Source organism: Paenibacillus sp. KS1, assembly GCF_001680695.1.
Classification (GTDB): domain Bacteria; phylum Bacillota; class Bacilli; order Paenibacillales; family Paenibacillaceae; genus Paenibacillus_B; species Paenibacillus_B suaedae.
This window is the reverse complement of sequence record NZ_MAIS01000061.1, coordinates 1-24,932: the sequence shown is the minus strand read 5'-3', so window position 1 is coordinate 24,932 and position 24,932 is coordinate 1. Positions and strand designations below refer to the sequence as shown.

The 24,932-nt window shown below is 47.4% G+C and carries 20 protein-coding genes and 1 pseudogene; 8 read left to right on the top strand and 13 right to left on the bottom strand.

Going from position 1 to position 24,932, the window contains the following annotated elements:
• Positions 1–14: 14 nt before the first annotated feature.
• The 8 genes from mutS to BBG47_RS18955 all read right to left on the bottom strand — a co-directional run bounded on the left by mutS (position 15) and on the right by BBG47_RS18955 (position 11,153).
• Positions 15–2,801, bottom strand: coding sequence for a DNA mismatch repair protein MutS (gene mutS, locus BBG47_RS18990; protein ID WP_065293005.1), 2,787 nt, complete (start codon positions 2,799–2,801; stop codon positions 15–17).
• 75 nt (positions 2,802–2,876) lie between these two features.
• Positions 2,877–4,547, bottom strand: coding sequence for a putative amidoligase domain-containing protein (locus tag BBG47_RS18985; protein ID WP_065293004.1), 1,671 nt, complete (start codon positions 4,545–4,547; stop codon positions 2,877–2,879).
• 259 nt (positions 4,548–4,806) lie between these two features.
• On the bottom strand, positions 4,807–5,367 hold the full coding sequence (locus tag BBG47_RS18980; protein WP_065293003.1) for an outer spore coat protein CotE: 561 nt from the start codon (positions 5,365–5,367) through the stop codon (positions 4,807–4,809).
• A 124-nt stretch (positions 5,368–5,491) separates the two neighbouring features.
• Positions 5,492–6,478: an aromatic acid exporter family protein gene (locus BBG47_RS18975; protein WP_065293016.1), complete on the bottom strand. Its 987-nt coding sequence runs from the start codon at positions 6,476–6,478 to the stop codon at positions 5,492–5,494.
• A 167-nt stretch (positions 6,479–6,645) separates the two neighbouring features.
• Positions 6,646–7,503, bottom strand: coding sequence for an ABC transporter permease (locus tag BBG47_RS18970; RefSeq protein WP_094183191.1), 858 nt, complete (start codon positions 7,501–7,503; stop codon positions 6,646–6,648).
• On the bottom strand, positions 7,481–8,281 hold the full coding sequence (locus BBG47_RS18965; RefSeq protein WP_065293002.1) for an ABC transporter ATP-binding protein: 801 nt from the start codon (positions 8,279–8,281) through the stop codon (positions 7,481–7,483). The genes BBG47_RS18970 and BBG47_RS18965 overlap by 23 nt, the downstream gene beginning before the upstream one ends.
• 38 nt (positions 8,282–8,319) lie before the next feature.
• Positions 8,320–9,324 (bottom strand): ABC transporter substrate-binding protein, encoded by a 1,005-nt coding sequence (locus BBG47_RS18960; RefSeq protein WP_065293001.1) that lies wholly within the window; start codon positions 9,322–9,324, stop codon positions 8,320–8,322.
• 311 nt (positions 9,325–9,635) lie between these two features.
• Entirely contained in the window at positions 9,636–11,153 is a 1,518-nt protein-coding gene (locus tag BBG47_RS18955) for a carboxypeptidase M32 (protein ID WP_065293000.1), read from the bottom strand.
• Positions 11,154–11,324: 171 nt separating this feature from the next.
• Here BBG47_RS18955 and BBG47_RS18950 point away from each other — a divergent pair, with 171 nt between their 5' ends.
• Positions 11,325–11,669, top strand: coding sequence for an iron-sulfur cluster biosynthesis family protein (locus tag BBG47_RS18950; protein WP_083189457.1), 345 nt, complete (start codon positions 11,325–11,327; stop codon positions 11,667–11,669).
• A 28-nt stretch (positions 11,670–11,697) separates the two neighbouring features.
• Positions 11,698–12,319 (top strand): annotated as a pseudogene (locus BBG47_RS18945) (beta-class carbonic anhydrase).
• 104 nt (positions 12,320–12,423) lie between these two features.
• Here BBG47_RS18945 and BBG47_RS18940 read toward each other — a convergent pair.
• On the bottom strand, positions 12,424–14,157 hold the full coding sequence (locus BBG47_RS18940) for an ABC transporter ATP-binding protein (RefSeq protein WP_065292999.1): 1,734 nt from the start codon (positions 14,155–14,157) through the stop codon (positions 12,424–12,426).
• Positions 14,158–14,289: 132 nt separating this feature from the next.
• Here BBG47_RS18940 and BBG47_RS18935 point away from each other — a divergent pair, with 132 nt between their 5' ends.
• From BBG47_RS18935 to BBG47_RS18925, 3 genes are all read left to right on the top strand, one after another.
• The gene (locus tag BBG47_RS18935; RefSeq protein ID WP_065293013.1) at positions 14,290–15,732 is read left to right on the top strand and encodes an ABC transporter permease; all 1,443 of its coding nucleotides are present in this window, start codon (positions 14,290–14,292) and stop codon (positions 15,730–15,732) included.
• A gap of 12 nt (positions 15,733–15,744) precedes the next feature.
• The gene (locus BBG47_RS18930) at positions 15,745–17,247 is read left to right on the top strand and encodes an ABC transporter permease (protein WP_065292998.1); all 1,503 of its coding nucleotides are present in this window, start codon (positions 15,745–15,747) and stop codon (positions 17,245–17,247) included.
• Positions 17,248–17,363: 116 nt separating this feature from the next.
• Positions 17,364–19,205: an ABC transporter substrate-binding protein gene (locus tag BBG47_RS18925; RefSeq protein ID WP_065292997.1), complete on the top strand. Its 1,842-nt coding sequence runs from the start codon at positions 17,364–17,366 to the stop codon at positions 19,203–19,205.
• Between the two features lie 217 nt (positions 19,206–19,422).
• On the opposite strand, the gene BBG47_RS18920 is transcribed toward BBG47_RS18925, so the two are convergent.
• On the bottom strand, positions 19,423–20,403 hold the full coding sequence (locus tag BBG47_RS18920; RefSeq protein ID WP_065292996.1) for a helix-turn-helix transcriptional regulator: 981 nt from the start codon (positions 20,401–20,403) through the stop codon (positions 19,423–19,425).
• 51 nt (positions 20,404–20,454) lie between these two features.
• Positions 20,455–21,537: a CobW family GTP-binding protein gene (locus BBG47_RS18915; RefSeq protein WP_065293012.1), complete on the bottom strand. Its 1,083-nt coding sequence runs from the start codon at positions 21,535–21,537 to the stop codon at positions 20,455–20,457.
• A 265-nt stretch (positions 21,538–21,802) separates the two neighbouring features.
• On the opposite strand from BBG47_RS18915, the gene BBG47_RS18910 reads away from it, so the two are divergent.
• Positions 21,803–22,345, top strand: coding sequence for a PadR family transcriptional regulator (locus tag BBG47_RS18910; protein WP_021253953.1), 543 nt, complete (start codon positions 21,803–21,805; stop codon positions 22,343–22,345).
• 44 nt (positions 22,346–22,389) lie between these two features.
• Here the strand turns inward: BBG47_RS18910 and BBG47_RS18905 are convergent, their stop codons facing one another.
• Entirely contained in the window at positions 22,390–22,950 is a 561-nt protein-coding gene (locus BBG47_RS18905) for a DUF309 domain-containing protein (protein WP_065292995.1), read from the bottom strand.
• A 148-nt stretch (positions 22,951–23,098) separates the two neighbouring features.
• On the opposite strand from BBG47_RS18905, the gene BBG47_RS18900 reads away from it, so the two are divergent.
• Complete coding sequence (locus tag BBG47_RS18900; RefSeq protein WP_021253955.1) at positions 23,099–23,542, top strand: import inner membrane translocase subunit Tim44; 444 nt, start codon at positions 23,099–23,101, stop codon at positions 23,540–23,542.
• On the top strand, positions 23,542–23,832 hold the full coding sequence (locus BBG47_RS18895; protein WP_065292994.1) for a YxcD family protein: 291 nt from the start codon (positions 23,542–23,544) through the stop codon (positions 23,830–23,832). Before BBG47_RS18900 ends, BBG47_RS18895 begins: the two co-directional genes overlap by 1 nt.
• A 121-nt stretch (positions 23,833–23,953) precedes the next feature.
• Here the strand turns inward: BBG47_RS18895 and BBG47_RS18890 are convergent.
• Positions 23,954–24,932: exosporium glycoprotein BclB-related protein (locus BBG47_RS18890; protein ID WP_302621958.1), on the bottom strand; the 979-nt coding region annotated here is incomplete at its 5' end.

The following is a 24,932-nucleotide window of genomic DNA, read 5'->3' as shown; positions in this document are numbered from 1 at the left end:
CCATGCTTTATTCATTAGGATTCACGAGTAATTTCACGTGCCCGCTTCATCAGATCATGCAGTTGATTCATTGCTTCCAATGGAGTCATTGACATCACATCTACATCTGTCAATGTGCCGATGAATTCCTTCATTGCTAGTACTTCAGCACTATGTTGAACATTACGTTCCGATTCCTCTTGCTGTGCCTCTTGACGGGTCTCAGCAGTTAATTTCACACCCCTGACAGAAGGCTCGTCATCCGTCTGATCGTCTTGCACAGGCTTCACATACTGTGCAGGTGCCTGAACGGGACTATCCTCAGATACCGCAGTCTGATCCCAACCGAATAAAGACAGCTGTTCCACATGATTGACAGGAAGCTCTTGCTGCGAAGTCGAAGGGCATGCATGTGTTGTCCCTTCACGATCCGTTGTCTCATACTGCTTCAACAGGTCGTATGCACGATCAATAATTTGATCAGGGAGACCCGCAAGGCGTGCACAATAGATACCATAACTTGTGCTGGCTGCGCCTGAAATCAACTTACGCAGGAAGGTAACTTGATTGCCGCTTTCCTGCACGGCCATGCATACATTCTTCAATCTTGGCAGACGATCCGCCATATGCGCCAATTCATGGAAATGGGTCGAAACGAGCGCCTTACAGCCGATTCGATCGTGGACATACTCAACTACAGCCTGTGCAATGGACATCCCTTCACTCGTTGATGTGCCCCGACCCAGCTCGTCAATGATGACCAAACTGCGGCGCGTTGCCTTCTCTGTCATCACCTGTATATCCATCATTTCCACCATAAACGTACTCTGACCGCCAATTAGATCATCTGCAGCTCCAATTCTCGTGAAGATCCGATCGACAATCGGCATAGACGCTCGTTCAGCTGGAACGAAGCAGCCAATCTGCGCCATGATCGATATCAGGGCTACTTGACGCATGTACGTACTCTTACCTGCCATATTCGGCCCTGTTATGAGCAGCATCGTCTCATTCTGCTCTGTCAGCTCCGTATCGTTCGCCATGAAGTCTCCGCCCTGCATGACGGCCTCCACAACGGGATGACGTCCCTCAGCAATATGCATATCCAATTGCTCCGTGAATGCCGGACGAACATATCTCCTAGCTGCACTGACTGCAGCGAGTGATTGGTAGACGTCTATTTCAGCAACTGCTTCTGCCAATGCCTGCAGGCGGCGAATCTCGCCTCCAATGCGCTGACGCAGCTCGCTAAAGCGCTCGTACTCCAAGCCGAGCATCTTATCCTCAGCCTCGAGAATTAGCGCTTCCTTCTCCTTCAATTCAGGCGTTACGAATCGTTCTGCATTCGCCAGCGTCTGCTTACGCTCATATCGTCCCTCCGGCAGGGATGACAAATTCGACTTCGTTACCTCGATATAATAGCCGAATACCTTGTTGTATCCGATCTTTAGCGACTTGATTCCGGTCGCTTCCTTCTCTCTGCGCTCTAGCTCAGCGATCCAGCGCTTGCCGTTCACACTTGCTTCTCGGAGCTGATCAAGATATTCATCATATCCTGGCTTAATCAGTCCACCGTCACGTACCGACACCGGAGGCTCGTCCACCACCGCACGTTCAATCCAAGCGTGGATATCTTCACATGCATCCATTTCGCTGACAAGATTATGAAGTGTTGCAGACGATGTCTGCTCGCACAACTGCTTCAGCATCGGAATCTGATTCAGCGAAGACTTCAGTGCAACGAGATCACGACCGTTCGCCGTACCGAAGGCAATCCGGCCAACAAGACGCTCCAGATCGTATACCGAGGACAATTGCTCACGCAGTTCTTCTCGCCATATGAGATGATGATACAGCGTATCAACAGCCTCTAAACGCTCCTCAATGGCCTGCCGATTCATGAGGGGCTTGTCAATCCAGCGACGAAGCAGCCTTGCCCCCATCGACGTCTCGGTGCGATCAAGCAGCCAGAGCAGGGAGCCTTTCTTCGCACGCTCACGCACGGTTTCCGTAAGCTCCAAATTACGACGTGTAAAAGGATCTAACACCAGATACTGATCCGGATCGTAAGTTCGAATATTCGTTAGCTGACTTAATGAACGCTTCTGTGTTTCTTGCAAATACCCCATCAGCATAGCAAGCGCCTGCTGCCGCTCATCCTCAAGTCGAGTCCAGACGGCTTCGCCGAACTGCTGCCTTGCCAATTCTTCATCCTTGCGGCTCCATTCGGTAAACAGAACAGAACGATTCCACGCCTTCGTAAGCGGCTCCGCCTCTTGCAGCAATGCAGGATGGCCAATAACTTCTGTCGGCATATAGACATTCAGCTCATCAATAAGCCAAGATTGCCCGATCGGTGCTGAAGTAACAATCAGTTCCCCTGTGGACAGATCACAGGCAGCCAGTGCATTGCTGGTACTCCCTTGGGATAGACAGACTAGATAATGATTCGACTTATCGTCGATCAGCTTGCCTTCCATTACCGTCCCTGGCGTCACAATCCGGACGATTTCACGGCGGACAACCCCTTTAGCTTCCGCTGGATCCTCCACCTGTTCACAGATGGCAACCTTATATCCCTTTTCAATTAATCGCTGAATATAATTATCTGCCGAATGATAAGGCACACCGCACATTGGGATACGATCTTCTGCACCGCTGCTGCCTCTTCCCGTCAGTGTAATCTCCAATTCCTTCGATGCTTGAATCGCATCGTCAAAGAACATCTCGTAAAAATCCCCGAGGCGGAAAAACAAAAAGGCATCCTTAACCTGCTCCTTGATGCTCAAATATTGTTCCATCATCGGTGTCAGCTTCACCATAAACACCCTCCGATAACATAAGTAGAACTCTATTATATCAAAAAAAGAGCGGGGACTCACGCGCATTTCACGCGGTCACCGCTCACTCAATCCCAACCATGTACTTCGCAAATCCTCATTCTCATCCCATATCCATTGTGCACGTATGCGATGAGACAGCGCTTGAATAGCATGCTCGGCCTGCATCGATAGGCTGTCATCTCTCCATTCATTCCTGCTCTTCCTCACCTCGCCCAGCAAGTCGTCCATAAGCTCTAACGCCAGCATGCGCATAGGTTGTCTCCCCGCATCTGTGAGATAATTATCGCCCCTTGTCGGATAAGCATGCAGGAATGCTTGAATCACCTCTTCACGCACACTGTCGCGCCTAGTCAGCTTCGGATAAACCACTGCAACCGTACGGAATAAGGTTAGCACCTCTAACGTTAGGACCGGCGTCATGATAAAGCATGGAAGTGTTCGGTATTCAAATCCGCCCTCACCGCCATGATCATGTTCGCGTACATCTCCATACGTCCCATACCCTGGACGCCTCCTTATTGAACCCGCTGGATTCTCAAGGAGGGCCAGCGGCAGTGCTACATAAGTATCCAACGCCCTTATCAAGTCTGGGGTTAACGAGATTCCACTAACATGGATATGCCCTCCGAGCGAGAACTTCCCTACTGGATGCGATCCACCCAGCCATACTAACTTGGAATCCTGCAAGTGCGAAGCACGCTTCTCTGCAATGATACGGTCTGCAAGCCGCATGGCCCTGCTCAAATGCTCCACAAGCTGGGCAGGACGCTCAGCAGGTTCCGGACGAAGCTCCATAAGAGGATAGATGACACGTCCTTGCAGACGCACGGCATCACAACCTGCGGCCCCACCCTTGGGCAAATACCGAACAGCGGGGACGATCTTCTCGGCATGGGCATCAAATAGAATTAATTCTACATCCATCCCAAGCTTCAGTTGTGTTCCCTTGTTCCGAATTCGTGAATGCACGGTTGTCTCCTCATGCCATGCTGCAGCATACCTCTCCCGTACCCATGATGGAATTCGGTGCGGTACAGGATCGATATGCACGATTACATCACCCAACTGGGGCTCATCCAGCACACCCGCTGGCAAGTCTGATATTCCCTCCACGGCAGAAGATGGTGTGCAGCGCAGCGTAACCGCAGCGATGTCCCAGCCTACTGCATATGCAGCTCGCAGAGCCAGCCGGGCAAGCCGGCGATATGGCGGCTTGGACCAATCATCAAGCGCACGATACATGGGAAGACCCTGCGGAGGAGTTGAACTCTGTGCGGCAGCAACGATACGACAGCCATTGACCCAGAAGCATATAGAACGAACGTAATGCTGGCCCGAATTCGGCGGCAATTCATCTGCCCACGTAGCCCATTCGGCCACAGGCAACCCCCATAGCTTCAAGCGTTCACGCATGGTGCTTGAGCGCCAACTCGCAGCATAGCGATTGAGTACGATTGTGCCCTCGTCCTCCTGACGATGCACTACTCTCTCCGCATTCTCCCGATTCCGCTGTGCCATACTGCGTTTCCACCATACGATTAATTTCCCATGCTCCTGAACAGCAATTGACCTAGCTCCGGCTCGCATATATTTGGAATTGGAGACCGCCTTTACTTTATACTGCTTCCACATGTTGGCGGATTCCCAGTCATCCGTTATGACAACCACGCTATCTTCACAAGCAAGGTCTCGGCTCAACGTCGCCTCCCCCTTCGCATCCAGCATATATGATTACATCCTGATTAGAATCCCGTTGCAGCTATGAGGCCAACCAACAACATTACCTGAATTTTTGTTACGAATCCAAAAAAAAGGAGGGCTCCCGCCCTCTACAATCTTTCCTTTGCTGCATATCCTGTGGGTATATCATCAAGTTTGTAAGCACAGGTTCTGCAGCGGCTCACCCACCATGCGCATGTTGGTTGAGAGTATCCTCAATAGGAAATGAGAAACCGCCGCAAGCGGTCAGGGCCTGCGGCGATGATTACAACTCCTCATCCGTCAAGTCCGGTTCCAAGTCGTCGAAGCTCTCATCCTGAACACTAAAGTCAAAATCCTTGTCTTCGAAATCATTGCACCCGTCCTTACAAACGAGAACACATACCTTTGTCTCTGCAACCATTTCCACCACGAATTCCCGCTCAACACGAATAGTCACACCGCGTCCATGCGAAGATACACTCGCTTCAACGCAGTTCGGTTCTTGAACTGCTTCCGCAGATACCTCAACAGTGGAAGAACGATGCTTCGGATCAACATACGACAACGGAACGAGATCTACATACGACACCGTTTCTTTCGCAACGTCAGTTTGGGAATTGTTGTCGTATGAATACCAGATGTTGATATCGTAAGTACCAATTACTTCAATGCCGTCTCCTGCCCGCACCGATTCATATTGATGGTTTATGATCCAAGCCCCCAATATGCTTGTCGGATGATTAGGCGGAGAGACGGTATGTGTGACGACAGAGAACTTACGACCTTTGCCGCAGACTGCTTTCGTGATGATTTCCCGGCAGTGGTGTTTTTCTGTGTTTGCCATCCTGTGGACCTCCTCCATACAATCATTCAATTAAAGTGTATGCAGGACAGTCGTCTAGGGTGACAACAATTTTTTAAGAGTGGACGCATTTTTTGAGAGTCAACATATGCTGGCCTGGCGCGGGTTACACGCCAAGTCGAAGTTGTTTCTTATCTCTTTTCGCTATCTTCAAATATTGTTGAAGCTCGCGAATTACTTGCAAGACGGCTGCGCGCACTTCAAATTCTCCACGTGTAACAGGCAAATCCATTTGACGGAAGACCTCGTCCAAATCATTCAGAAGCTGTTCTGTCTTGCCCGTATAATGCGGCTCCTTCACATCCTCGCTCAATTGATCAAACACATCTGCTACTAAATAGCACTGAGGGAACGATTGATACACTTGAGAGAGCAGCTGAAGGATTCCCTGCACATTTTCCAGCTGTGCCTTGCGCATGTAGAAATAAAGCAGCCACTGCTCATCGGCATGAATATCATCCGTACGCATGAGTCGATTCTCCAATGCCTTCGAGGCAATAAAGATTCCTTCATTTACTTTTTCATCCGCATCAATAATTTCATGTCCATCCCATACATAGGTTGTATCCCTCAGATTGGAGCTAATTTGTGTGAAAATCAGGGAAAAGTAAGCATCGACTTCCTTCTTAATTCGGACAAGCTTATCCTCTTCATTCGGCATATACACCAGATTGACGGCACTGGCTGCACCAAGTCCAATGGCCAGCAGAAGCACTTCGTTCAACACGCCATGCAGCGTTAAGGTTCCTGCGCCATAGATATGGAACACAACAACTGAGCTTGTTACGATTCCTTCCTTGAAATTAAGCTTAGCGATAATCGGGAATGCAACTAATATGTATAAAGCCAGCACCCATAGCTCGAAACCGAGAAGCCCGAACAATAATGAAGCTAGCAGCAAGCCGACAACCGATGCCAGAAATCGCGCCGACACGGTCTTTATGCTGCGCTTGCGGGTAACATCCACTCCTAATATAGCTAGCAAGCCCGCTCCTAGCGGATTCACTGCTCCTGCAAGGTTAGCAACGATTATCGCCAATATTGACGCGATCGCTGTCTTAATGACACGAATACCAACAAATCCGAACACCATGTGCGAGTACGCTCCTTCAATGAGACCCTTATGTAATGTTATCTTCTTATGATACATGTTCATTATATCGACTCGGATGACGTGTTGCAAAAAAAGAGGAATGCCATTCATTGGCATTCCCCTGTCACTCCATATACACTTCGGCAAACCACGAGAACATATACGGATTACGTACGATTCACGATTTTCCGCTCTACGAACGCAACTGCTTTATACATTAGTGTAGCCACAATTGCGATAATGACAAGCGATGACATAACCAGTGTAAAATTAAACACTTGAAATCCATATATAATCAAATATCCAAGCCCTACCTTGGATACAAGAAATTCACCAACAATTACACCTACCCATGCAAGCCCGACATTCACCTTCAGCGTGGACACGATCGCAGGAAATGAGGCCGGCAGAACGACCTTGCGAAATATCGTCCGCTTCCCGCCCCCAAATACACGGACAACCTTGATGTAATTTGGATCGACTTCCCGAAAGCTATTGTACACAACAATGGTTGTAATGATTACGGTGATGGATAAAGTGGTAGCCACAATGGCTGTAAATCCCGCTCCAAACCCAACGATGAACAAGGGGCCAAGCGCAACTTTCGGCATGCTGTTGAAGACAACCATATACGGATCGAGCACTCGCGCAAGAAATTCTGACCACCAAATGAGCACGGCAAGCAGAGTGCCGAAAACAGTACCGAGTACAAAGCCTACAATCGTCTCACCTACTGTCATCCCTAAATGGGGCCAAATGGAACCGTTCATGACATCCTGCACAATTTGCGCGCCTACCTTGCTCGGATAACTGAATAACAGAACATCGATCCACTTCAGTCGGCCTGCTAGCTCCCAGAGCGCTATACAGGAGATTAGAATGATTAGCTGTGTCACCGTAACTGATGTTGACAGTGCACGTCTGCGTGCGCGATATTGCGCATAGGTCGATGCTACTAGCTCCTTCGTATTATCTGAGGGATGGGGTATGGGCGGTGAATCATCAAGATCCAAATGTCGGCTCATTGCTTTCCCTCCGATCTGACGCCTCAAGTTCCTTCCACAAGTCATGGAACAGATCATTGAATCCTTCCTGCTCACGTGCATAGAAGGGTTGGGAGTTGCGGATTGACTCTGGTATGACGAATGTTCGCCGAATGCTGCCTGGATCACGGTTCAACACAATCACCCGATCACTAACGGCTATTGCCTCTGACAGATCGTGGGTAACGAGAATGGCCGTCTTATTTCGTAGACGCAAAGTTTCCACGACCAAATCCTCCAATTGCAGCTTCGTCTGGTAATCCAAGGCAGAGAAGGGTTCATCCAGCAGCATAAGCTCCGGTTCCGTCGCAAGCGTCCTGACCAGTGCAACACGCTGCCTCATTCCGCCGGACAGTTGATGAGGATACAGCTTCTCTGTCCCTTCGAGTCCCATTCCGTTAAGCAGCTGAACAACTCTCTCCTTCATCTCAGGGGTTAACTGTTTTGTCAGTTCCAGCCCCATGCATGCATTGTCAAGAATCGATCTCCAAGGGAAGAGATAGTCCTGTTGAAGCATATAGCCGACATGAGATGAGGTACCGCTCACTCGCTGACCAAATACATTTACATATCCGTAGGTTGGCTTCATCAGGCCAGCGATAATGGATAGTATTGTCGTCTTGCCACAGCCGCTCGGCCCAACCAGACTAACGAACTCGCCCGGCATGATGGAAGCGGTTAGTTCATTTACTGCCAGCTTCGCTTCTCGATCTGTCACATAGACATGAGTCACACGGGATAGCTCTACTGCAGGTATCATTGAGGCGCCTCCCTTCGAATGAGCGTTATAGGCATCCGTCATTTCACCAGCTTTATCGCTTTCTCGGCAAATTCATTCGTAACGATCTGCTCGTGATGTACACGAGATTTCAACTCCCCTGCCGAATCTAGCACATCCAGCAGATTGTTCCATTCCTGCTCATCCAGGACTGGATCTGCGGCATACGATTGTTGTTCCTTATACCGCTTAACCGCACTTGCGACAATATCCCGGTCAGCATCCTTGAAGAATGGCAGAATAACATCGGTAATCTCTTCAGCGGACTGCTTCTCTACCCATTGCTGCGCTTTATAGATCGCATTCGTGAACTTCTGTACAGCATCCTTGTTCTTAGAGATATAGCTTTGCTTAGACATGAAGGCCGTATAAGGAAGCTTGCCGCTCTCTACACCGAATGAGGCGACAACAACCCCCTTGCCTTCTTTCTCAAAAATAGAAGCCTGCGGCTCGAATAGCTGTACATATTCGCCAGTCCCTGAAGCGAATGCTGACGCAATATTGGCGAAATCAATATTCTGAATGAGCTGCAGGTCTTTGTGTGGATCAATGCCATGCTTCTTCAGCGTAAATTCCCCTGCCATCTGAGGCATTCCGCCCTTGCGCTGTCCGAGGAATGTACTTCCCTTCAGTTGATCCCAATCGAAGCCGTCCTTCTTCTCACGGGCAACGAGGAACGTGCCATCTGTTTGCGTGAGCTGCGCAAAATTAATAACCGGATCCTCAGCCCCCTGCTGTGCAACATAGATGGACGTCTCTGAGCCAACAAGCGCTACATCAATTCCCCCTGAGAGCAGCGCTGTCATTGTCTTATCTCCGCCAGAAGTCGTCTGTAGATCAACGTCCAGTCCTTCCTCCTTGAAGAATCCCTTGCCAAGCGCCACATACTCAGGGGCATAGAATACAGAGCGCGTCACTTCTCCTACCTTGATCTTCACTAAATCACTGCTTGAACCACATGCACTAAGCACCAGCACAGCAAAAACTACGATGGCCAAGGTACCTATTCGCCACTTGTGTCTCATCCGATATCTGTCCTCCTTATCTGGAATGGGTATACCATGGAACCTGTTCGTACTCTTCTGAGTCAATCTGCTCGACCCATAATCGCGTAAACTCTTACCTAATTGAACCTGCCCTGTTGTTCGGTTATTGCATTGTATGCATCCATTACTGAAATGGTTATTCGCCCGACCCTAATCAAATGGAAACGCTTGAAAAAAGCTTATCCTCCATCGTTGCGATTGAGGTGCTCCCTGCCGCCGAATGAGTAGTATAAATCATAAAAAAACGCAGCCCCACCCGGGACTGCGTTCTACATTCAAAATTGATTCGGTTACATGCCGTAAACTTCATTCGTCTTCTTCGTCAAATAATCGACCAGATATTGCGGGTTCAATGCCTCTCCCGTTACCTTCATAATGATCTCGGATGGAGTCAAAAGCTTCCCGTATTGATACACTTGTTCCGTCAACCATTGCTTAATTGGCTCCAACTGGCCATTTTCAACGAGGGTCTCTAAGTTAGGAAGCGCGCTTTCCATCGTATGCATCATTTGAGCGGCATACATGTTGCCAAGGGAATACGATGGGAAGTAGCCGAATCCGCCGCCTGACCAGTGCACATCCTGCAAGACCCCTTCTCCAGCATGGCTCGGACGCACGCCCAAATAAGACTCATATTTCTCATTCCACACGCGAGGAAGCTCCTCAACAGGCAGATTCTCATTGAACAGCATCTTCTCGATCTCATAACGGATAATGATATGCAAATTGTACGTCACTTCATCTGCATCCGTACGGATTAAGGAAGGTTCTACCCGGTTAATTGCACGGTAGAAGGTATCAACATCCACTTCGTTCAATTGCTCTGGGAACAGACGCTGCAATTCCCCGTAGTAACGATTCCAGAACGGACGGCTGCGGCCGATCATGTTCTCCCAGAATCGGGATTGCGATTCGTGAATGCCCATCGATGTTCCGGTTGACAATGGAGTGCCATCGAATTCCTTAGTAATGTTCTGCTCATACAAGGCATGGCCACCTTCGTGCAAAGAACTGAATATCGCACTCGCCGCATCATCCTTCTTATAATGCGTCGTAATACGAACATCGCCTGAGTTCAACCCGATCATAAATGGGTGAACGCTCTCATCCAAGCGTCCAGCCTCGAAGTCGTAGCCCATTTCCTTCAGCAAATACAGGCTGATTTCCTTCTGCTGCTCAATTGCGTAATCACGATGCAAGAACTCATACGCTGGCTGTTCATCTTTCTCCTGTACAGCATGTACAAGCGGAACAAGGCCTTCTTTCAGTTTACCAAAGATGGCATCCAGCTTCTCCACCGTCATCCCTGGCTCATACATATCAAGCAGCGTGTCATAGCGCGTGTCCTTCACGCCCCAATAATCGATCAATTGCTGCGTCTTCGCTACGATGTCACGCAAATACGGAGCGAACATTTCAAAATCAGCCTTTTCCTTCGCTTCCTCCCACATCGTCTCTGCATGCGAGGTTAATACGACATATTCTTGATACAGCTTGGGAGGAATTTTGCGGCTGCGGTTGTATTCCTTACGCGCATCTGTAACCATTTTACGATCTGCATCGGACAGTTCGCCGAATACATCAGCCTGCTCCAATGCATCCAAACATTCGCCCATCTCATCCGATACGGACAGCTTGAACATATCCTCGGACAATGCTCCGATTGTTTTAGAACGCTGTTCAGCCCCCTTGCGCGGAGCACCTGTGCGCAGATCCCAATGCAAAATGCTTAATGCTTCACCATAACTTTTCAGTTTCGTTGTTATATCCCGAAATTTCTGCAAGATTGCCTCATTTTGCGCATTCATGCCTATTTCACCTCGAATTATGTATAGTCTTCCTTCTTGATGATACGCGGTGAAAACGATATAATCAACATTCGAAAGCGATTGTGAATAACGATTCGTATTTTGGAATCATTGTTACATTGCTATTTGTACACTTACTCGAACATGTCAAGCCATAAAGGAGCAGATTCGATGTCAATTTGGATTCAAGTGACTGCAGCTGCCGAAGAGCAGCTCAAGCAGCGTCTCAGCTCCGCAGATGGCGGAATTATCAAGCTTGTACACGATACGGAAGGCTGCGGCTGCGCCGTCAACGGCGTGCCCGCCATATGGATCGCCCTGCAGGCTGACGCAGATGACGTGCAGCTGCAAAGCAATGCCCCGCTTGACATCTACATGAACCGGCATCACATGGTGTTCTTTGATGAGAAATTGAACCTTGATGAATCGGGGACAGGCGGCTTTTACAAGCTGAGCAGTGCACAACAAATTTATTCAACACATGTCGCATGCAAGGATCGACGTGACAACAAATGAAGCGTCAACATGCAAGGGAGGGAAAAACATGTCCAACATGTCCAACATTTTAGATTTCAACCGTGAATTCGTCGAGAAACGCGAATATGAACAGTACTTGACTGACAAATTCCCCGACAAGAAAATGGTCATTATCACATGCATGGATACTCGACTCGTCGAGCTTCCTTCCAAAAGCAATGAATTTGCGAAATGGCGACGTAAAAATTATTAAAAACGCAGGTGCAATCATTTCACAGCCATTCGGAAGTGTTGTGCGCAGTGTGCTTGTCGCTATTTATGAACTGGAAGCCGATGAGGTTATCGTTATCGGACACTATGGCTGCGGGATGACTGGCTTGAACTCTCAACAAATTATCGACAAGGCCAAAAAGCGCGGCGTTGAAGATGTTGTTCTGGATACGCTGACGAACTCCGGCATTAAGCTGCACCACTGGCTGCGAGGCTTCAATGATGTCCATGAAGGGGTAATGAACAGCGTACAAGTGCTGCGCAAGCACCCGCTTCTTCCTTCTGACGTACCTGTGCATGGCATGGTCATCCATCCAGATACGGGGGCATTGGAATGGGTTGCAGACGGATATCGCTTCTTGGAAGATAAGGATACCGAACCAGGGCATGGGCAGCATTCGCCCTCAGCTACTCGATAATCCCGTTACATAGACACGGGCAAAGCTCCTGTACCAGAACCAACTTGCGTTCTGATACAGGAGCTTTTTTGTTATTATTGTCAAATATCCCATATATGCTTGACCTACGAAAGAATGGACACCCAGTGACCCGAGGCAACCTCGACCAATCGGGAACGCTCCAGCTGATACGGATCGCATTCCCCCAATTCTTCCATGAATGCACGTGGCTTCCGCATTTCGATCTGCGGATCTGGTACAGGAATTGCGGCTAATAATGACTTCGTATACGCATGCTGCGGGTTCGAATACAATGCTTCGCTTTCTGCCAACTCTACGATTTTGCCGCGATACATCACAGCTACCCGATCACTAATATGCTTGACCATAGACAGGTCATGTGCAATGAACAAGTAGGTTAAGCCAAGACTTTGCTGAAGCTCCTGCATCAGCTGCACAATTTGGGCTTGTATCGATACATCAAGCGCTGGTAGTGGTTCGTCACACACAATGAATTTCGGTTCTACCGCAAGCGCTCTAGCGATTCCGATGCGCTGACGCTGCCCTCCAGAGAATTCATGCGGATAACGCATAGCATGGGATGGCTCTAGCCCAACCATATCGAGCAGCTCCTCTACCCGCTTCTTCCGCTCTTGCTTGCTTGAGACCAATCGGTGAACATCCAGCGCTTCACCGATCAGATCGATAACCTTCCATCTCGGATTCAATGACGCGTACGGATCCTGAAAGATCATTTGCATATGCCTGCGAACGATTTTCATCTCCTGTGCTGACAATCGGTTTACCGACATGCCCTGATACAGCACATCACCACCAGTTGGCTCATGCAGACGCAATATCGCTCTTCCTGTCGTTGATTTGCCGCAGCCGGATTCTCCCACCATGCCAAGCGTCTCCCCCTCTTGAATATAGAAGCTGATATCGTTAACTGCCTTAACAATATTCCCTTTGCCCAAATCAAAATGCTGCTTCAGGGAACGAACCTCCAGCAATGGATGTTGATCAGTTGACCGAGGACGAACGAATGGGGCAGACTTCACCTTCTTCTCATGTAATCGGGGAAGCGCGTTCAATAATTTTAGCGTATATGGATGTTGTGGATTGGCGAATAGTTCTACGGTCGAGCCTTCCTCCACAATCTCTCCTTCCTTCATGACGAGCACACGATCACACATCCCTGCTACGACACCAAGATCATGCGTAATGAGAATGATTGAAGTACCAAATTCTCTCTGCATATGCTTCATGACACTCAAGATCTGCGCCTGAATTGTTACATCCAGTGCAGTTGTCGGTTCATCTGCAATAAGGAGTGCCGGCCTGCAGGCAAGGGCGATAGCGATCATCACTCTTTGACGCATGCCGCCTGAGCATTCATGAGGATAGTGAGAATAACGCACTTCACTATTGCGGATCCCAACCATCTTCAACATGTTGATCGCTTCCGCCTTTGCCTGTGCAGCTGTCATATCCTGATGCTTGATCAAGCTCTCTGCAATTTGACTTCCAATGCTCATCGTTGGATTCAACGAAGTCATCGGATCTTGAAAAATCATACCGATGTGACGTCCACGAACATTCTCCATGTCGGACTCTGAATAAAGCGCCACGTCCTCACCTAAGAAAATAATCGTACCACTCTGCTTTGATGCTATCGACGAAGGCAGCAGGCGCATGATGGATCGTGCAGTAATGCTCTTGCCACTCCCTGATTCGCCCACAATTCCGAGTGTCTCGCCTGGGTTGACCACGAAGCTTACGCCTCGAACCGCATGAATCTCTTGCTCCCGATTCTGAAATGCTACCGATAAATCCTGAACTTGAAGGATATGCTCCATGCCCGCTCTCCCGTCTATCATAGTGATGAATAGGTTTGCTAACAGTTCTTGACAAAACCTTGAAATAAAATATACTATATCCATCGGAATTATACAATTTAAAAGTGAAGGAGGTGCTTATACTACATGCAAATGGAATATACTGAAGCGCCTAGGCTTCCAAAATGGACAGAGACAATCAGCCACAACTATACAAAATTGAGCCTGAACCCAATCAATGCACGTCTTGCCATACTGCTCGGCTTGCCTGTCCACCTTGCGGCATACATTATCTATCAGGTTAGACGAAGGGATGATAACGTCCAAGCGACACGAGATTTGGTCACGCAGGAACTCCTCGCTTCTGGTTACAAAGAGAAGCTTCAAGCCGACTTCGAGGATCAACTGCGCTGCAAGCATCGCTTCTTCGGTGAGAACATAGACAATCTCCAGTTCAATCGCCAGGTTCATAAGTTGACTGAAGAACAATTCCGCCAAGCCGTACATGAACATACAATTAAGCAGCTTGACCAACGACTCCATAGACACACTACGTACTCTGACACCTTTCAAGCCTTGCTTCGACACCCGCTGTTTATCATCTTGACCTTACTTCCCGGATTTCCGATGTATCTGCTTGTGCTCTTGTATTACAACGCATATCTCAAATACATATTTGAACGATTGATGATGAGCCTGCTTGTAATTATCGGGGTCTCTATTGTCGTATTCACCATATTGAAGCTGTCCCCATTCCATCCCGCAGTTAATATTTTGGGAGAAACGGCAACAGTGGAGCAGATCGAGGCGTTCAATAAGATGCACGGTTTGGATCAACCCTTTTTCGTTCAACTCTGGAACACGTTAAGAGGCATCGCCACATTTGATTTAGGCAGTTCATTTGCAGGCAACGAAGAAGTATCAACTGCCATCGCAGCCAAATTTCCAATTACGTTAACGCTAACAATTATTTCACTTGCACTTGCTCTCCTCATTGCACTGCCGATCGGCATCATTTCTGCAACACGACCAAATACATTGTTCGATTATACGTTCATCTTCATCGCATTGCTCGGTTTATCAATACCCAACTTTTGGCAGGGACTGATCTTCATTCTTAACTTCTCCATTCATCTGAAATGGCTGCCTGCTACCTATAATCCGAATAATTGGCTGTCTGTCATTATGCCGGTCATTGTACTTGGAACAGGATTGACAGCATCCGTTGCCCGCATGACCCGCGCTTCTACTCTTGAGGTGATTCATGAGGACTACATAGTAACTGCTAGAGCGAAGGGGCTGCACAATCGGCAGGTACTGCTCCGGCATGCTGTAAGAAATGCCCTCATTCCGATTCTTACGGTCGTGGGATTGCAATTTGGAGCAATGCTTGGAGGAGCTGCAGTTACTGAAAAGGTGTTCAATATTAGCGGTATCGGCAGTTATATCATCGATAAGCAGTTCATTCCAGATATTCCTGCCATTATGGGAGGTGTTGTCTACACGGCGATTACGATATCACTGGTCAATTTAGCGGTGGATATTATGTACGCCTTCATTGACCCACGGATTCGTACCAAGATGAAACAATACTAAAGCAGGTGAATCATGAAAAAATCACTAGACAAACGATGCGATAACACAAACCGACTGAAAACAAATAGAGAATACAAGTACGCCAGCTTCGCGACCATCGTATCATCCTTATTGTCTCTACTCCTGCTGGTGAACAGTTATGATGTAACAAATCAAGCTGTACGGCATTATGTATTCACCGCTGCTGTCCTATATATCTTCTTCACCTTGCTTCAGTTGGGTGTCACGATCAAGATTAAGCATGATATCAGCAGAAGCGGCGACATCAGAACCTCTACGCGATCTGTGGGTTATCTGTTATTACTAAGCCTTCTCACTGGGAATGTATTTATTGCAGCCGCCTCCCTTCATTTGTTGAAAAGCAGAGCTTCGCTGCATTATTCCTTAGCTGTATACATGCTGCTGACACAGCTCTTTGTTATCGGCGTCTCTGCTCTAAATCTATTTAAGCCCTATGTGGCCGATACGTTCCCAGCGGCGATGCTGATCCTGCTCGTGATCGCCACTTTCCAACTCATAATCCTCATTCTAATAGCTTGCGGCATTAAACAGAACCGAATACAGCCATGGATACGGATCGTTGCGATTCTACTCCTGTTCACAGCGATTACCGGGAATATATTCGCTCTGCTGCTTGGAGTCATGCTGCTACTGAACAATCCGTATGATGAGACTGGTGCGAAGTGGAGGGAAGTATGGGAACGAATAACTCGGAATGCAGCAGCCATGTCAGGGTTATTCTTTATCCTCTTCTTGTTCTCGATCTCGATTTGCAGCTTCTTCACCTTCGATTACAGCATCGCTGTGGAGAATGATTACAGTGCGATTCTGCAAACACCGAGCCTCACCTACCCGCTCGGCACCGACAACTTTGGCAGATGCCTATTTTCGAGAATTATATTTGGAGCTCGTATCTCACTCATTGTCGGAATCATTTCTACAGCAATCCCTGTCATTGTGGGCGGTGTGCTCGGCGCCATCTCCGGCTTCTATGGACGCCGGACGGACAATATCATTATGCGGCTGCTCGATGTGCTCTACGCTATTCCGGGGATATTGCTTGCTATCGCTATCATCGCGGCATTCGGCGCCAACACGATCAATCTCATTGCTGCACTAAGCATCGGATCAATTCCAAGCTATGCCCGCACGATGAGAGCTAGCGTCATGGTCGTAGCTACATATGAATACGTAGAAGCAGCTAGGGCCCTCGGTCAACGGAAATTGGCAATTATATTCCAGCATATTGTACCGAATTCACTTGCCCCGATGATTGTGAAGTCGACACTTACAATCGGTGGCGCGGTTATTTCAACAAGCAGCTTAAGTTATTTAGGACTTGGCGTTGAGCCGCATATCCCAGAATGGGGCAACATTTTGAAGCTTGGCAGCACTTATCTTGAATCACATTCTTATCTCGCTATCTACCCAGGCATTGCTATCATCGCACTTGTGTTGTCCTTTAACTTCCTTGGCGATGGAATACGGGATGCACTTGATCCGAAAATGCACTGAGGGAATGCGATCACTTAGCCTAACACAGGAAAAAATGGCCACAAGTCATGCTGCAAAATACGCTCACGAACAAAGAAGTCAGAATCACAAATAAGAGATTATGGGAGGGAACTTACATGCTATCCAAAAGCAAGTTCTTCATCTTACTATTGTCTATACTCTTGTTAGTAAGCGGATGCTCGCTAAGTACGAAATCCGCTACAGTTGGCAAAGAGCCTGCCAAAAGCGATGAAAATAAGCCGCAAACAGAAACGGGATCACCAGTGACCATCGAACTGCTGGGCATGAGCACTGGCGAATCCGATCTTAACATCATTCGTGATCAACTAACCAAAAATGGCTTCAACGTGAAGTTGAACTTGCAGCCGGATTACGGCAGCTTCAAGGCTCAGAAGGAAGCTGGCAACTATGATATCGCACTGTCAGGCTGGACCACCGTAACGGGAAATCCCGATTATGCCGTACGTTCCCTGTTCAAATCAGGCGGAGACTACAGTATCCTCGCTGATCCGGAAATCGATGCACTGATCGACAAAGCGGCCTCACAGACCCCTGCCGAGTTTATCGAGACCTACAAGCAATTGGAGCAGCGGCTCGTGTTTGATCAAGCTTATATTGTGCCCTTATATATTTCGTTAAAGAGCCAAGCTTACAATAAAGACCTGCTGAATGGAGATTCCGTGAGATTGTCCAAGTCTCGTTCCTTTGCCTGGGAGGATGTAGACTTTAAGGATACTTCCAAGCGTCAAGCAACTCCTCTCATTTTGGCGCAAGGATCTTCAACGCTGACCTCCCTTGATCCGATTAAAGGCAATGATGGATCGATCAACATGATCAATACGAATATGTATGTACGTCTCATTAATCTGACCGATGATGACCGCATCACTTCAGACGGTTCCTTGTCCTACAATCACGCAATTGCTGAAGGCAACTCGGATTATTACTTTATTTTGAGAGATGATATCCATTTTACCAAAATTGAGAACAAGCTTGCTGTTGATACCGGCGAGCGCGTTGGAGCTGACGATGTTGTATTTTCCCTGAATCGGGCAAAGGATAAGAACTCTGTTCCCGATCATCGCACGTACAGCCTGCATGAGCATATTAAGTCCGTTGAGATTGTCTCAGATCTGAAGGAGCTGGAAACGGCGAAGCTCTCAGGAGGCAGTGACACAATTAAGACTGTGCTAGAGCAAGGACTTGAAAACAAGATTTCCTCACTTGTCACGAATAAAAATGACGCGGACAGCAAGACCGGCAAATATCAAGTTATCAAATTGACAACAACTGAACCTTTCCCTCAAGTATTAAATTATTTGGCCCATCAGTCGGCAGGAATCGTATCGAAGCAGCAGGTAGAGCGCATCAATACATACGATGTAGCGAAGTTCGATGTTAACAAGGACATTCCATATGGAGATCAGAATACAGTTACGGAAGGTAACAAATACAATAACGTACTGGTTACGAGCGGACCATATATCTTGTCCTATAAAAATGATTATGAAGCGATTCTATACAAAAATCCGGGTTACTTGAGAGGCACAAAGCATGAACCGAAAATCAATAAAGTCATTCTGCGCTTCATAAAGGATGCTGACAGCCAATTGGCCGCACTTCGAAGCGGTGAAATCTATGTCAACTATGGAGTGCCTGAAACAAAATTTGACCTTGTGAAAAATGACAGCAAGCTGTCCTTACAAAGCATTGAGAGCAATGCAGTATCTTACCTGCTCTTCAACACAGCGAATCGAGAAGTAGCCAAGAGTGCAGACCTGCGAAAAGCAGTTCTATACTCTATCAACCAAGAAGACTTCTTGAAATTCTACAATAACCATATCTTCAAGGCAGCCTCGACGGTCAGCCCAATCGTAAAGACCGGGAATGAACTGAAGGCAGATCCTGAGAAGGTAAAGGAATTCTTAGACAAGTATCGAGCAGCGTCCAAATCCTAAATATCATTTCGAATGCAGCAAGGCTCTACGTCCTCCCCTTGTAAGAGACACAGAGCCTTGTTCGATCTCTGAACGGTACCATACTGCGTGTTCGTGTTTGCGGTGTCGTCCATCAAAAAAAGACCACTCACAAGAGCGGTCTACAAGATTATCAAATTATTAGGAAATGAGGTCATTCTGCATTACTGTATACAGAGACATGTTTGTAGTAAAGATGTTATATTCGTTCTGATTGACGGACTAAGCTTCCAGGATTCACACCATATTTGCGGCGGAAAGCTTCCGAGAAATAACTGGCATTCGAGTAACCCACTTCATAAGCGGCCTCCGTCACATTCAGCTTGCCCTGCTGCAGCAGAAACAGTGCTCTCTCCAGCCGCTTCTCTCGTAAATAGCCGAATACAGTTGCTCCGTACATTTCTTTAAAGCTCTTTTTCAGCTTGAAATCATTCAAGCCCACCATGCGAGACAACTCCAGCAATGAGGGCGGATCTGACATTTGCTGCACCATAATTTCTCTTGCCTGCTTAACCTTCTGCATATCCGTTCTACTCATCTTCTTCGTATGAGATGTTCTGGGATTCGAGAAGAACAGTTGGAAGGCTTCTTCTAATAACTCCATAGCACGGCATTCCAATTCAATATTTCGAGTACTGGACATCAAGGATGCTTCAAGCAGTTGATGCAAACGTAAGGTAGAAGCAGGCGTAATTCGTTCATATTCACACCCATAATCTTGGCTGCCAAGTAGCTGCGAGAAATCCACCCTTCTCGTCCCATCACCTTCCTCCATAAAATGATGAAAGGTGTGAATTGGGATACCAATGCTGACCATATGGTACGTCGTATTGCCAGTAAACTCAAACCTCGCATCTGCTTGTTTAATCAATTGCAGGGAGCATATTCCTGGGATGATTTCATTTCGCTCACCAGCTATGCTCACTCCCCTAGTCCCCTGCAAGCAATACTGCAGTTCAACCATCGCTGCCTCCGTTTGCAGCGATATGGTTCGCTCACGGTTCATCGTATAATTCGAGACAATAACTTCAATATCGGTGCGCGGAATAAATCTTCGAATCGTCCCCTCACCTATATGTGAAGGGAGCAGTAATTGTTCGTTGCGGTTCGAATCCATTCGCTTTATTTCAAGTCCGTCAAAAAATTGATTAAAATTATGATGAAAGTCGATTTGGCTCATCCTTGTACGATCTCCATGTTAAGATGTAATCATCTACTCAACAACAAACACCTAAGCCTTGTACACGGCCTCTTCAAAAGTTCGCTGAAGCAATCCCGTATCCAAATGCTCACCGATAACGACAAGCACATCCTTCACCTCGCCTTGAGGCACTATCGGAATAAATTCAGATTGACGATATGCAAATTGGAACATATAACGCTTCGTCGTATCAGTAAAGCTTACAATCCCTTTAGCACGATACACATTTGAAGGCAGCGTGGACAGCCAATTTTCAAATCGTTCACTGTCCATCGGCTCAGACAATGGATGCGTCCACGCTGTGACGAAATCATGAGCATGTGAATGAGAATGATGGTGTGAATCCTTCTTCGCATGCTCCACATGGAGATGATCATGACCATGCTGCGCATGTGTATTATTCGTATTTTCGCTGGATTGCACATCATCTTCAACAAGCAATAACGATCCTCCTGCATGTACACAGCTCTGAATCCACAGCTCTCGTTCGACGACGGCATGATCAGTAATGACAAGGCTAGCGTGTGCATTCCATTGCTTCACATGCTGCTGTACTTTATCGAGCTGTTCAGCTGTTGCCAAATCAGATTTATTTAATAGGATTGTGTTTGCCGCTCGTACCTGTTCTTCCAGCAATCGCATCATCTTGCGGTTCGCTTTCTGGAGGGCGGTCTCATCATCTAGCAGGTCTCCCAGATGTTTGGCATCGACAACCGTCACGATGTTAGTCAACACAATATCTGAATATAGAGAAACTTCGGTAATAGACTCGACCAGTTCCATCGGCTCTGCTATTCCCGTACATTCCACATAGATGACATCCGGCTGTTCTTCCTGTACAAGCTCATACAGCTTGGTGCTGAAGTCGCCGCGGAACGAACAGCATATGCAGCCACCGAGCATTTCCTTCATCGCCACTTCAGGCGGAAGCTGCTGACCGTCCAAATTCACTTCACCAACTTCATTCATAATGACAGCAGGTGTTAAATTCTCTTCTGTGCTCCACTGCAGCCACTGCTTCAACAATGTCGTCTTACCCGTTCCTAAAAAGCCGGATAATATAATAACCGGTATAGCCCGGTCTCGATTTTGATTTTTTTGTGATGTTCGCATTGACAATAACCCCGTTTCCCTAATCATGCTTGCTCTCTCATCATACCCTCATGCTCTATGCGAAGCAACCATGCCACTTACGAGATCTATCCACATCCGATATGAGGGAAATAATAACTGCTGAGATCTTTCAAATCACACTTGATATTATGTATATTCTTACATATAATGGGGATTGTATCATTTGCATTCTTGCTATGGTTACAAGTTGAATGAAGTAGAAACGACAGAAGGGGTACATTGAAAGAAAGAGGAGGTGTTAGGGTTGCTGAATACATTGTCATACGGATTGCTAGGCCTTCTAGCTAGCGATTCCTGTTCTGGTTATGATCTTATGCTCCGTATCCAGCCGTTTTGGCCAGCGAAGCACAGCCAGATCTATCCGTTATTGGCAAAGCTCGAACGAGAGGGCTTGGTTCAATTTGTGCGAATTGAACAGCGGGACAAACCCGACAAGAAGGTCTATTCCATTACTGAACAAGGGAAGTCTGTTGTATTGGATTGGCTGGGCGAACCTCCTGCGGAGCAAATGACACGTGATGAGCTCAGCTTAAAAACAAAGTGCATTTGGATGACCGAGAAAGAAATCACGATTCCATTATTCCTAACCCGAATGAAACAACTGGAGACCAAAACGGCTTATTTTGAGAAATTGCTTGATCGAATCTCTGAGGAAGATCGCCATATTCGATCCAAGCATTTCGGCGACTATATCCTGCTTCATCGTGCAATTTCTCTTGCTGCCGCCCAAATTGAATGGTGCCGCTGGGTTGTTCAAATGTTAGAACAAGAGGATTCTGATTCATAAACATCTGGTTCCCGTCCGTATCTTGGTATCTACAGACGGGATCCTTATTTTCCTGATCGTGTCGACTTTCTATTGGTGGTTCTAGCCTTGAATGCTTGCTGCCTCGCTTCGATGACGTCTGTCCGATCGCGCAGCAGGTGCTTGTCTCTAACCGCTGCAATTGATTGACTGCCATTCATACACCAAGTCCATCCCTTATCCGCACAAGATTGGATACATAATTCAAGCAGATATTGATCTTCTATTGGAAAGTTCCACTCCGAGTATGTGGAAGCTGCGTTTGTCATCTTGTTCTCATCTGTGAGTAATGCTACCCGTTCCTTCAATTCATGCTTCAGGGTCTCACCATTAATTCCAAGCGCCCCCCAGTCGATCGCTTCCGCATGTCCAAGTGCACTTGATAACATTTTCAATGTCCCTGCCACATTACCTCGGCGCTCGTGATAGAGGCCTACAGCAATTTGTACAAGTGCAAGCCACTGACGTTTCCGTTCCGCAGAGGGCTCCTCCTTCCAATACTCTTCCATAATTTCATGACATTCGAACCAGTCTCTTGGCCCATGGAAATGTGCCAAATATTCAATATACGCTTCTGGATATCGCATCGTGTTCCTCCTACTATAAAAACAGTCCTCGTTGCAATGAACTTAATTTCGTTTATTGTATCAATTTCAATATTTATTTGAAACCTCTTTTTACTCGAACACGTATTATTACTTGTCAACAAATATTACATCAATAGGGAGGCAATTCATGCGTAATAAATGGATCATGGTCGTTATGGCATTCTTCCTTATCTTCGCGGTAACAACACCGACGGTGATAGACGTGGCTGATGCCAAGCGCGGAGGTTCATTCCGCTCTGGAGTTCAGAAGTACAAGCCAGCTCCAAACAAGTCTACGAATCAGGTGAATCGTACAGACAACACCAATAAGAGCAATACATCAAGCACAGCACCGACACAGCAACGTGGATTTTTCAGTGGCGGCGGCCTAATGAAAGGCTTAATGATTGGTGGATTAGCTGGAATGTTGTTCGGCAGCATGTTCGGCAATCTTGGATTCCTGGGAGACATCCTTGGGCTTATGATCAACGTAATGGCAATATTCCTTCTCATCAGCCTTGTTATGATGGTTGTGAAGAGGTTCAGAAATAAACGCAACCCATCTACACCAGGTCCTGGGCGGTGGAATTAATGCAATTTCGTCTCTCTATGGACGAACTCATTAATGCTGTATGCCTTCACATGGCGATGCGCAAGCAGGTTCGACCCGAAGATGTAAATGTTGAGCTGTGCTGGGATGAAGAGCATGGATTCACAGCTGAAGTATGGGTGCATGATCGCTCCCAATACTTGATTGAGTCCAATCTGCTGGAAGCTATTGAACAGTACATGAGCAAGGAATACGGACAACGTGTATTCCGTCATCAGATTAAGCTTGACGTTGATGAGGAAATGTGGGCAGATATCGATACAAACCTATAATATAAGATGCAGCTATAAATAGAGCGGCAGCCCTTGAGTCTTACGATGATGCATCGTTGGCCCAAGCGGCTGCCTTTTTTTCGTATCAAACTAAAGAGCAGGAAGGATATTCGACTCTCAGTTAATTCGAAATGATAGTGACTCCTCCACTTGCATAACCTGCAATCGAAATTGGCTCTGTCAATCCAGTAGTCGTAACGGAGAATACCAAAAGCAAGCGAGTTTGAGGTGGAACTACGATATTCAAGCCCGACAGCAACCCATTTACGTGTTCACCTAACGTAATAACTCCCGTCAATGATGGCTGCAGATCTACTAACGTTCCTGCTATTGGTGTAAAGATATTATCTGGCACAGTGGATTGCCAGAGTTGAGCATGAATCGTTAACGTTTGATTAACCCCACCCAAGCAGTCTAAGCAGAGCCCTGAAGTAACACTAAAGTATGCAGCTATACATTTAATGGTTCCTCCACATGGAACTGTAAATGCAAGATTTAAAGGTATCCCAGGTCCTCCGGTAAGGTCTATAGTAGCTCCAAGTACCGAAGGAGTTTGTGCGCTGTTGCCGAATCCAATGAGACCACCAATACCCGCTACTCCACAGAAACCAGTCGTTAGCAATATTGGTAAGAACGACGCAAATGGAATAATAGATGGTGCCGCTGGACCAGTTGCTCCGGTAACTCCTGCTCCTGTGGCTCCGGTTACCCCGGTTACCCCGGCTACTCCGGTTGCTCCTGTCGCTCCTGTTTCTCCAGTCGCTCCCGTAACACCTGTTGCTCCCGTCGGCCCAGTTGGTCCGGTTATACCTTGTGCCCCTGTCGCACCCGTTACTCCAGTAACTCCAACTCCGGTTGCTCCCGTTGCACCTGTTGCTCCGGTTACTCCTGTTTCACCCGTTGCACCAGTTATCCCGGCTGCACCAGTGGCACCTGTTGCCCCGGTTGCTCCGATTGCTCCCGTCGGCCCAGTTGGTCCAGTCGGTCCGGTTGCTCCTACTCCCGGACCAGTTGGTCCGGTAATACCTTGTGCACCTGTCGTACCTGTTGCTCCTGTTACTCCTACTCCAGTTGCACCTGTCGCTCCTGTCGCTCCGATG

Excerpts from the sequence above, each read along its gene's own strand:
- mutS (WP_065293005.1), bottom strand. The coding sequence starts at position 2,801 with ATGGTGAAGCTGACACCGATGATGGAACAATATTTGAGCATCAAGGAG.
- BBG47_RS18985 (WP_065293004.1), bottom strand. The coding sequence starts at position 4,547 with ATGCTGGATGCGAAGGGGGAGGCGACGTTGAGCCGAGACCTTGCTTGT.
- BBG47_RS18980 (WP_065293003.1), bottom strand. The coding sequence starts at position 5,367 with ATGGCAAACACAGAAAAACACCACTGCCGGGAAATCATCACGAAAGCA.
- BBG47_RS18975 (WP_065293016.1), bottom strand. The coding sequence starts at position 6,478 with ATGGTGTTCGGATTTGTTGGTATTCGTGTCATTAAGACAGCGATCGCG.
- BBG47_RS18970 (WP_094183191.1), bottom strand. The coding sequence starts at position 7,503 with ATGAGCCGACATTTGGATCTTGATGATTCACCGCCCATACCCCATCCC.
- BBG47_RS18965 (WP_065293002.1), bottom strand. The coding sequence starts at position 8,281 with ATGATACCTGCAGTAGAGCTATCCCGTGTGACTCATGTCTATGTGACA.
- BBG47_RS18960 (WP_065293001.1), bottom strand. The coding sequence starts at position 9,324 with ATGAGACACAAGTGGCGAATAGGTACCTTGGCCATCGTAGTTTTTGCT.
- BBG47_RS18955 (WP_065293000.1), bottom strand. The coding sequence starts at position 11,153 with ATGAATGCGCAAAATGAGGCAATCTTGCAGAAATTTCGGGATATAACA.
- BBG47_RS18950 (WP_083189457.1), top strand. The coding sequence starts at position 11,325 with ATGTCAATTTGGATTCAAGTGACTGCAGCTGCCGAAGAGCAGCTCAAG.
- BBG47_RS18940 (WP_065292999.1), bottom strand. The coding sequence starts at position 14,157 with ATGGAGCATATCCTTCAAGTTCAGGATTTATCGGTAGCATTTCAGAAT.
- BBG47_RS18935 (WP_065293013.1), top strand. The coding sequence starts at position 14,290 with ATGGAATATACTGAAGCGCCTAGGCTTCCAAAATGGACAGAGACAATC.
- BBG47_RS18930 (WP_065292998.1), top strand. The coding sequence starts at position 15,745 with ATGAAAAAATCACTAGACAAACGATGCGATAACACAAACCGACTGAAA.
- BBG47_RS18925 (WP_065292997.1), top strand. The coding sequence starts at position 17,364 with ATGCTATCCAAAAGCAAGTTCTTCATCTTACTATTGTCTATACTCTTG.
- BBG47_RS18920 (WP_065292996.1), bottom strand. The coding sequence starts at position 20,403 with ATGAGCCAAATCGACTTTCATCATAATTTTAATCAATTTTTTGACGGA.
- BBG47_RS18915 (WP_065293012.1), bottom strand. The coding sequence starts at position 21,537 with ATGCGAACATCACAAAAAAATCAAAATCGAGACCGGGCTATACCGGTT.
- BBG47_RS18905 (WP_065292995.1), bottom strand. The coding sequence starts at position 22,950 with ATGCGATATCCAGAAGCGTATATTGAATATTTGGCACATTTCCATGGG.
- BBG47_RS18900 (WP_021253955.1), top strand. The coding sequence starts at position 23,099 with ATGCGTAATAAATGGATCATGGTCGTTATGGCATTCTTCCTTATCTTC.
- BBG47_RS18895 (WP_065292994.1), top strand. The coding sequence starts at position 23,542 with ATGCAATTTCGTCTCTCTATGGACGAACTCATTAATGCTGTATGCCTT.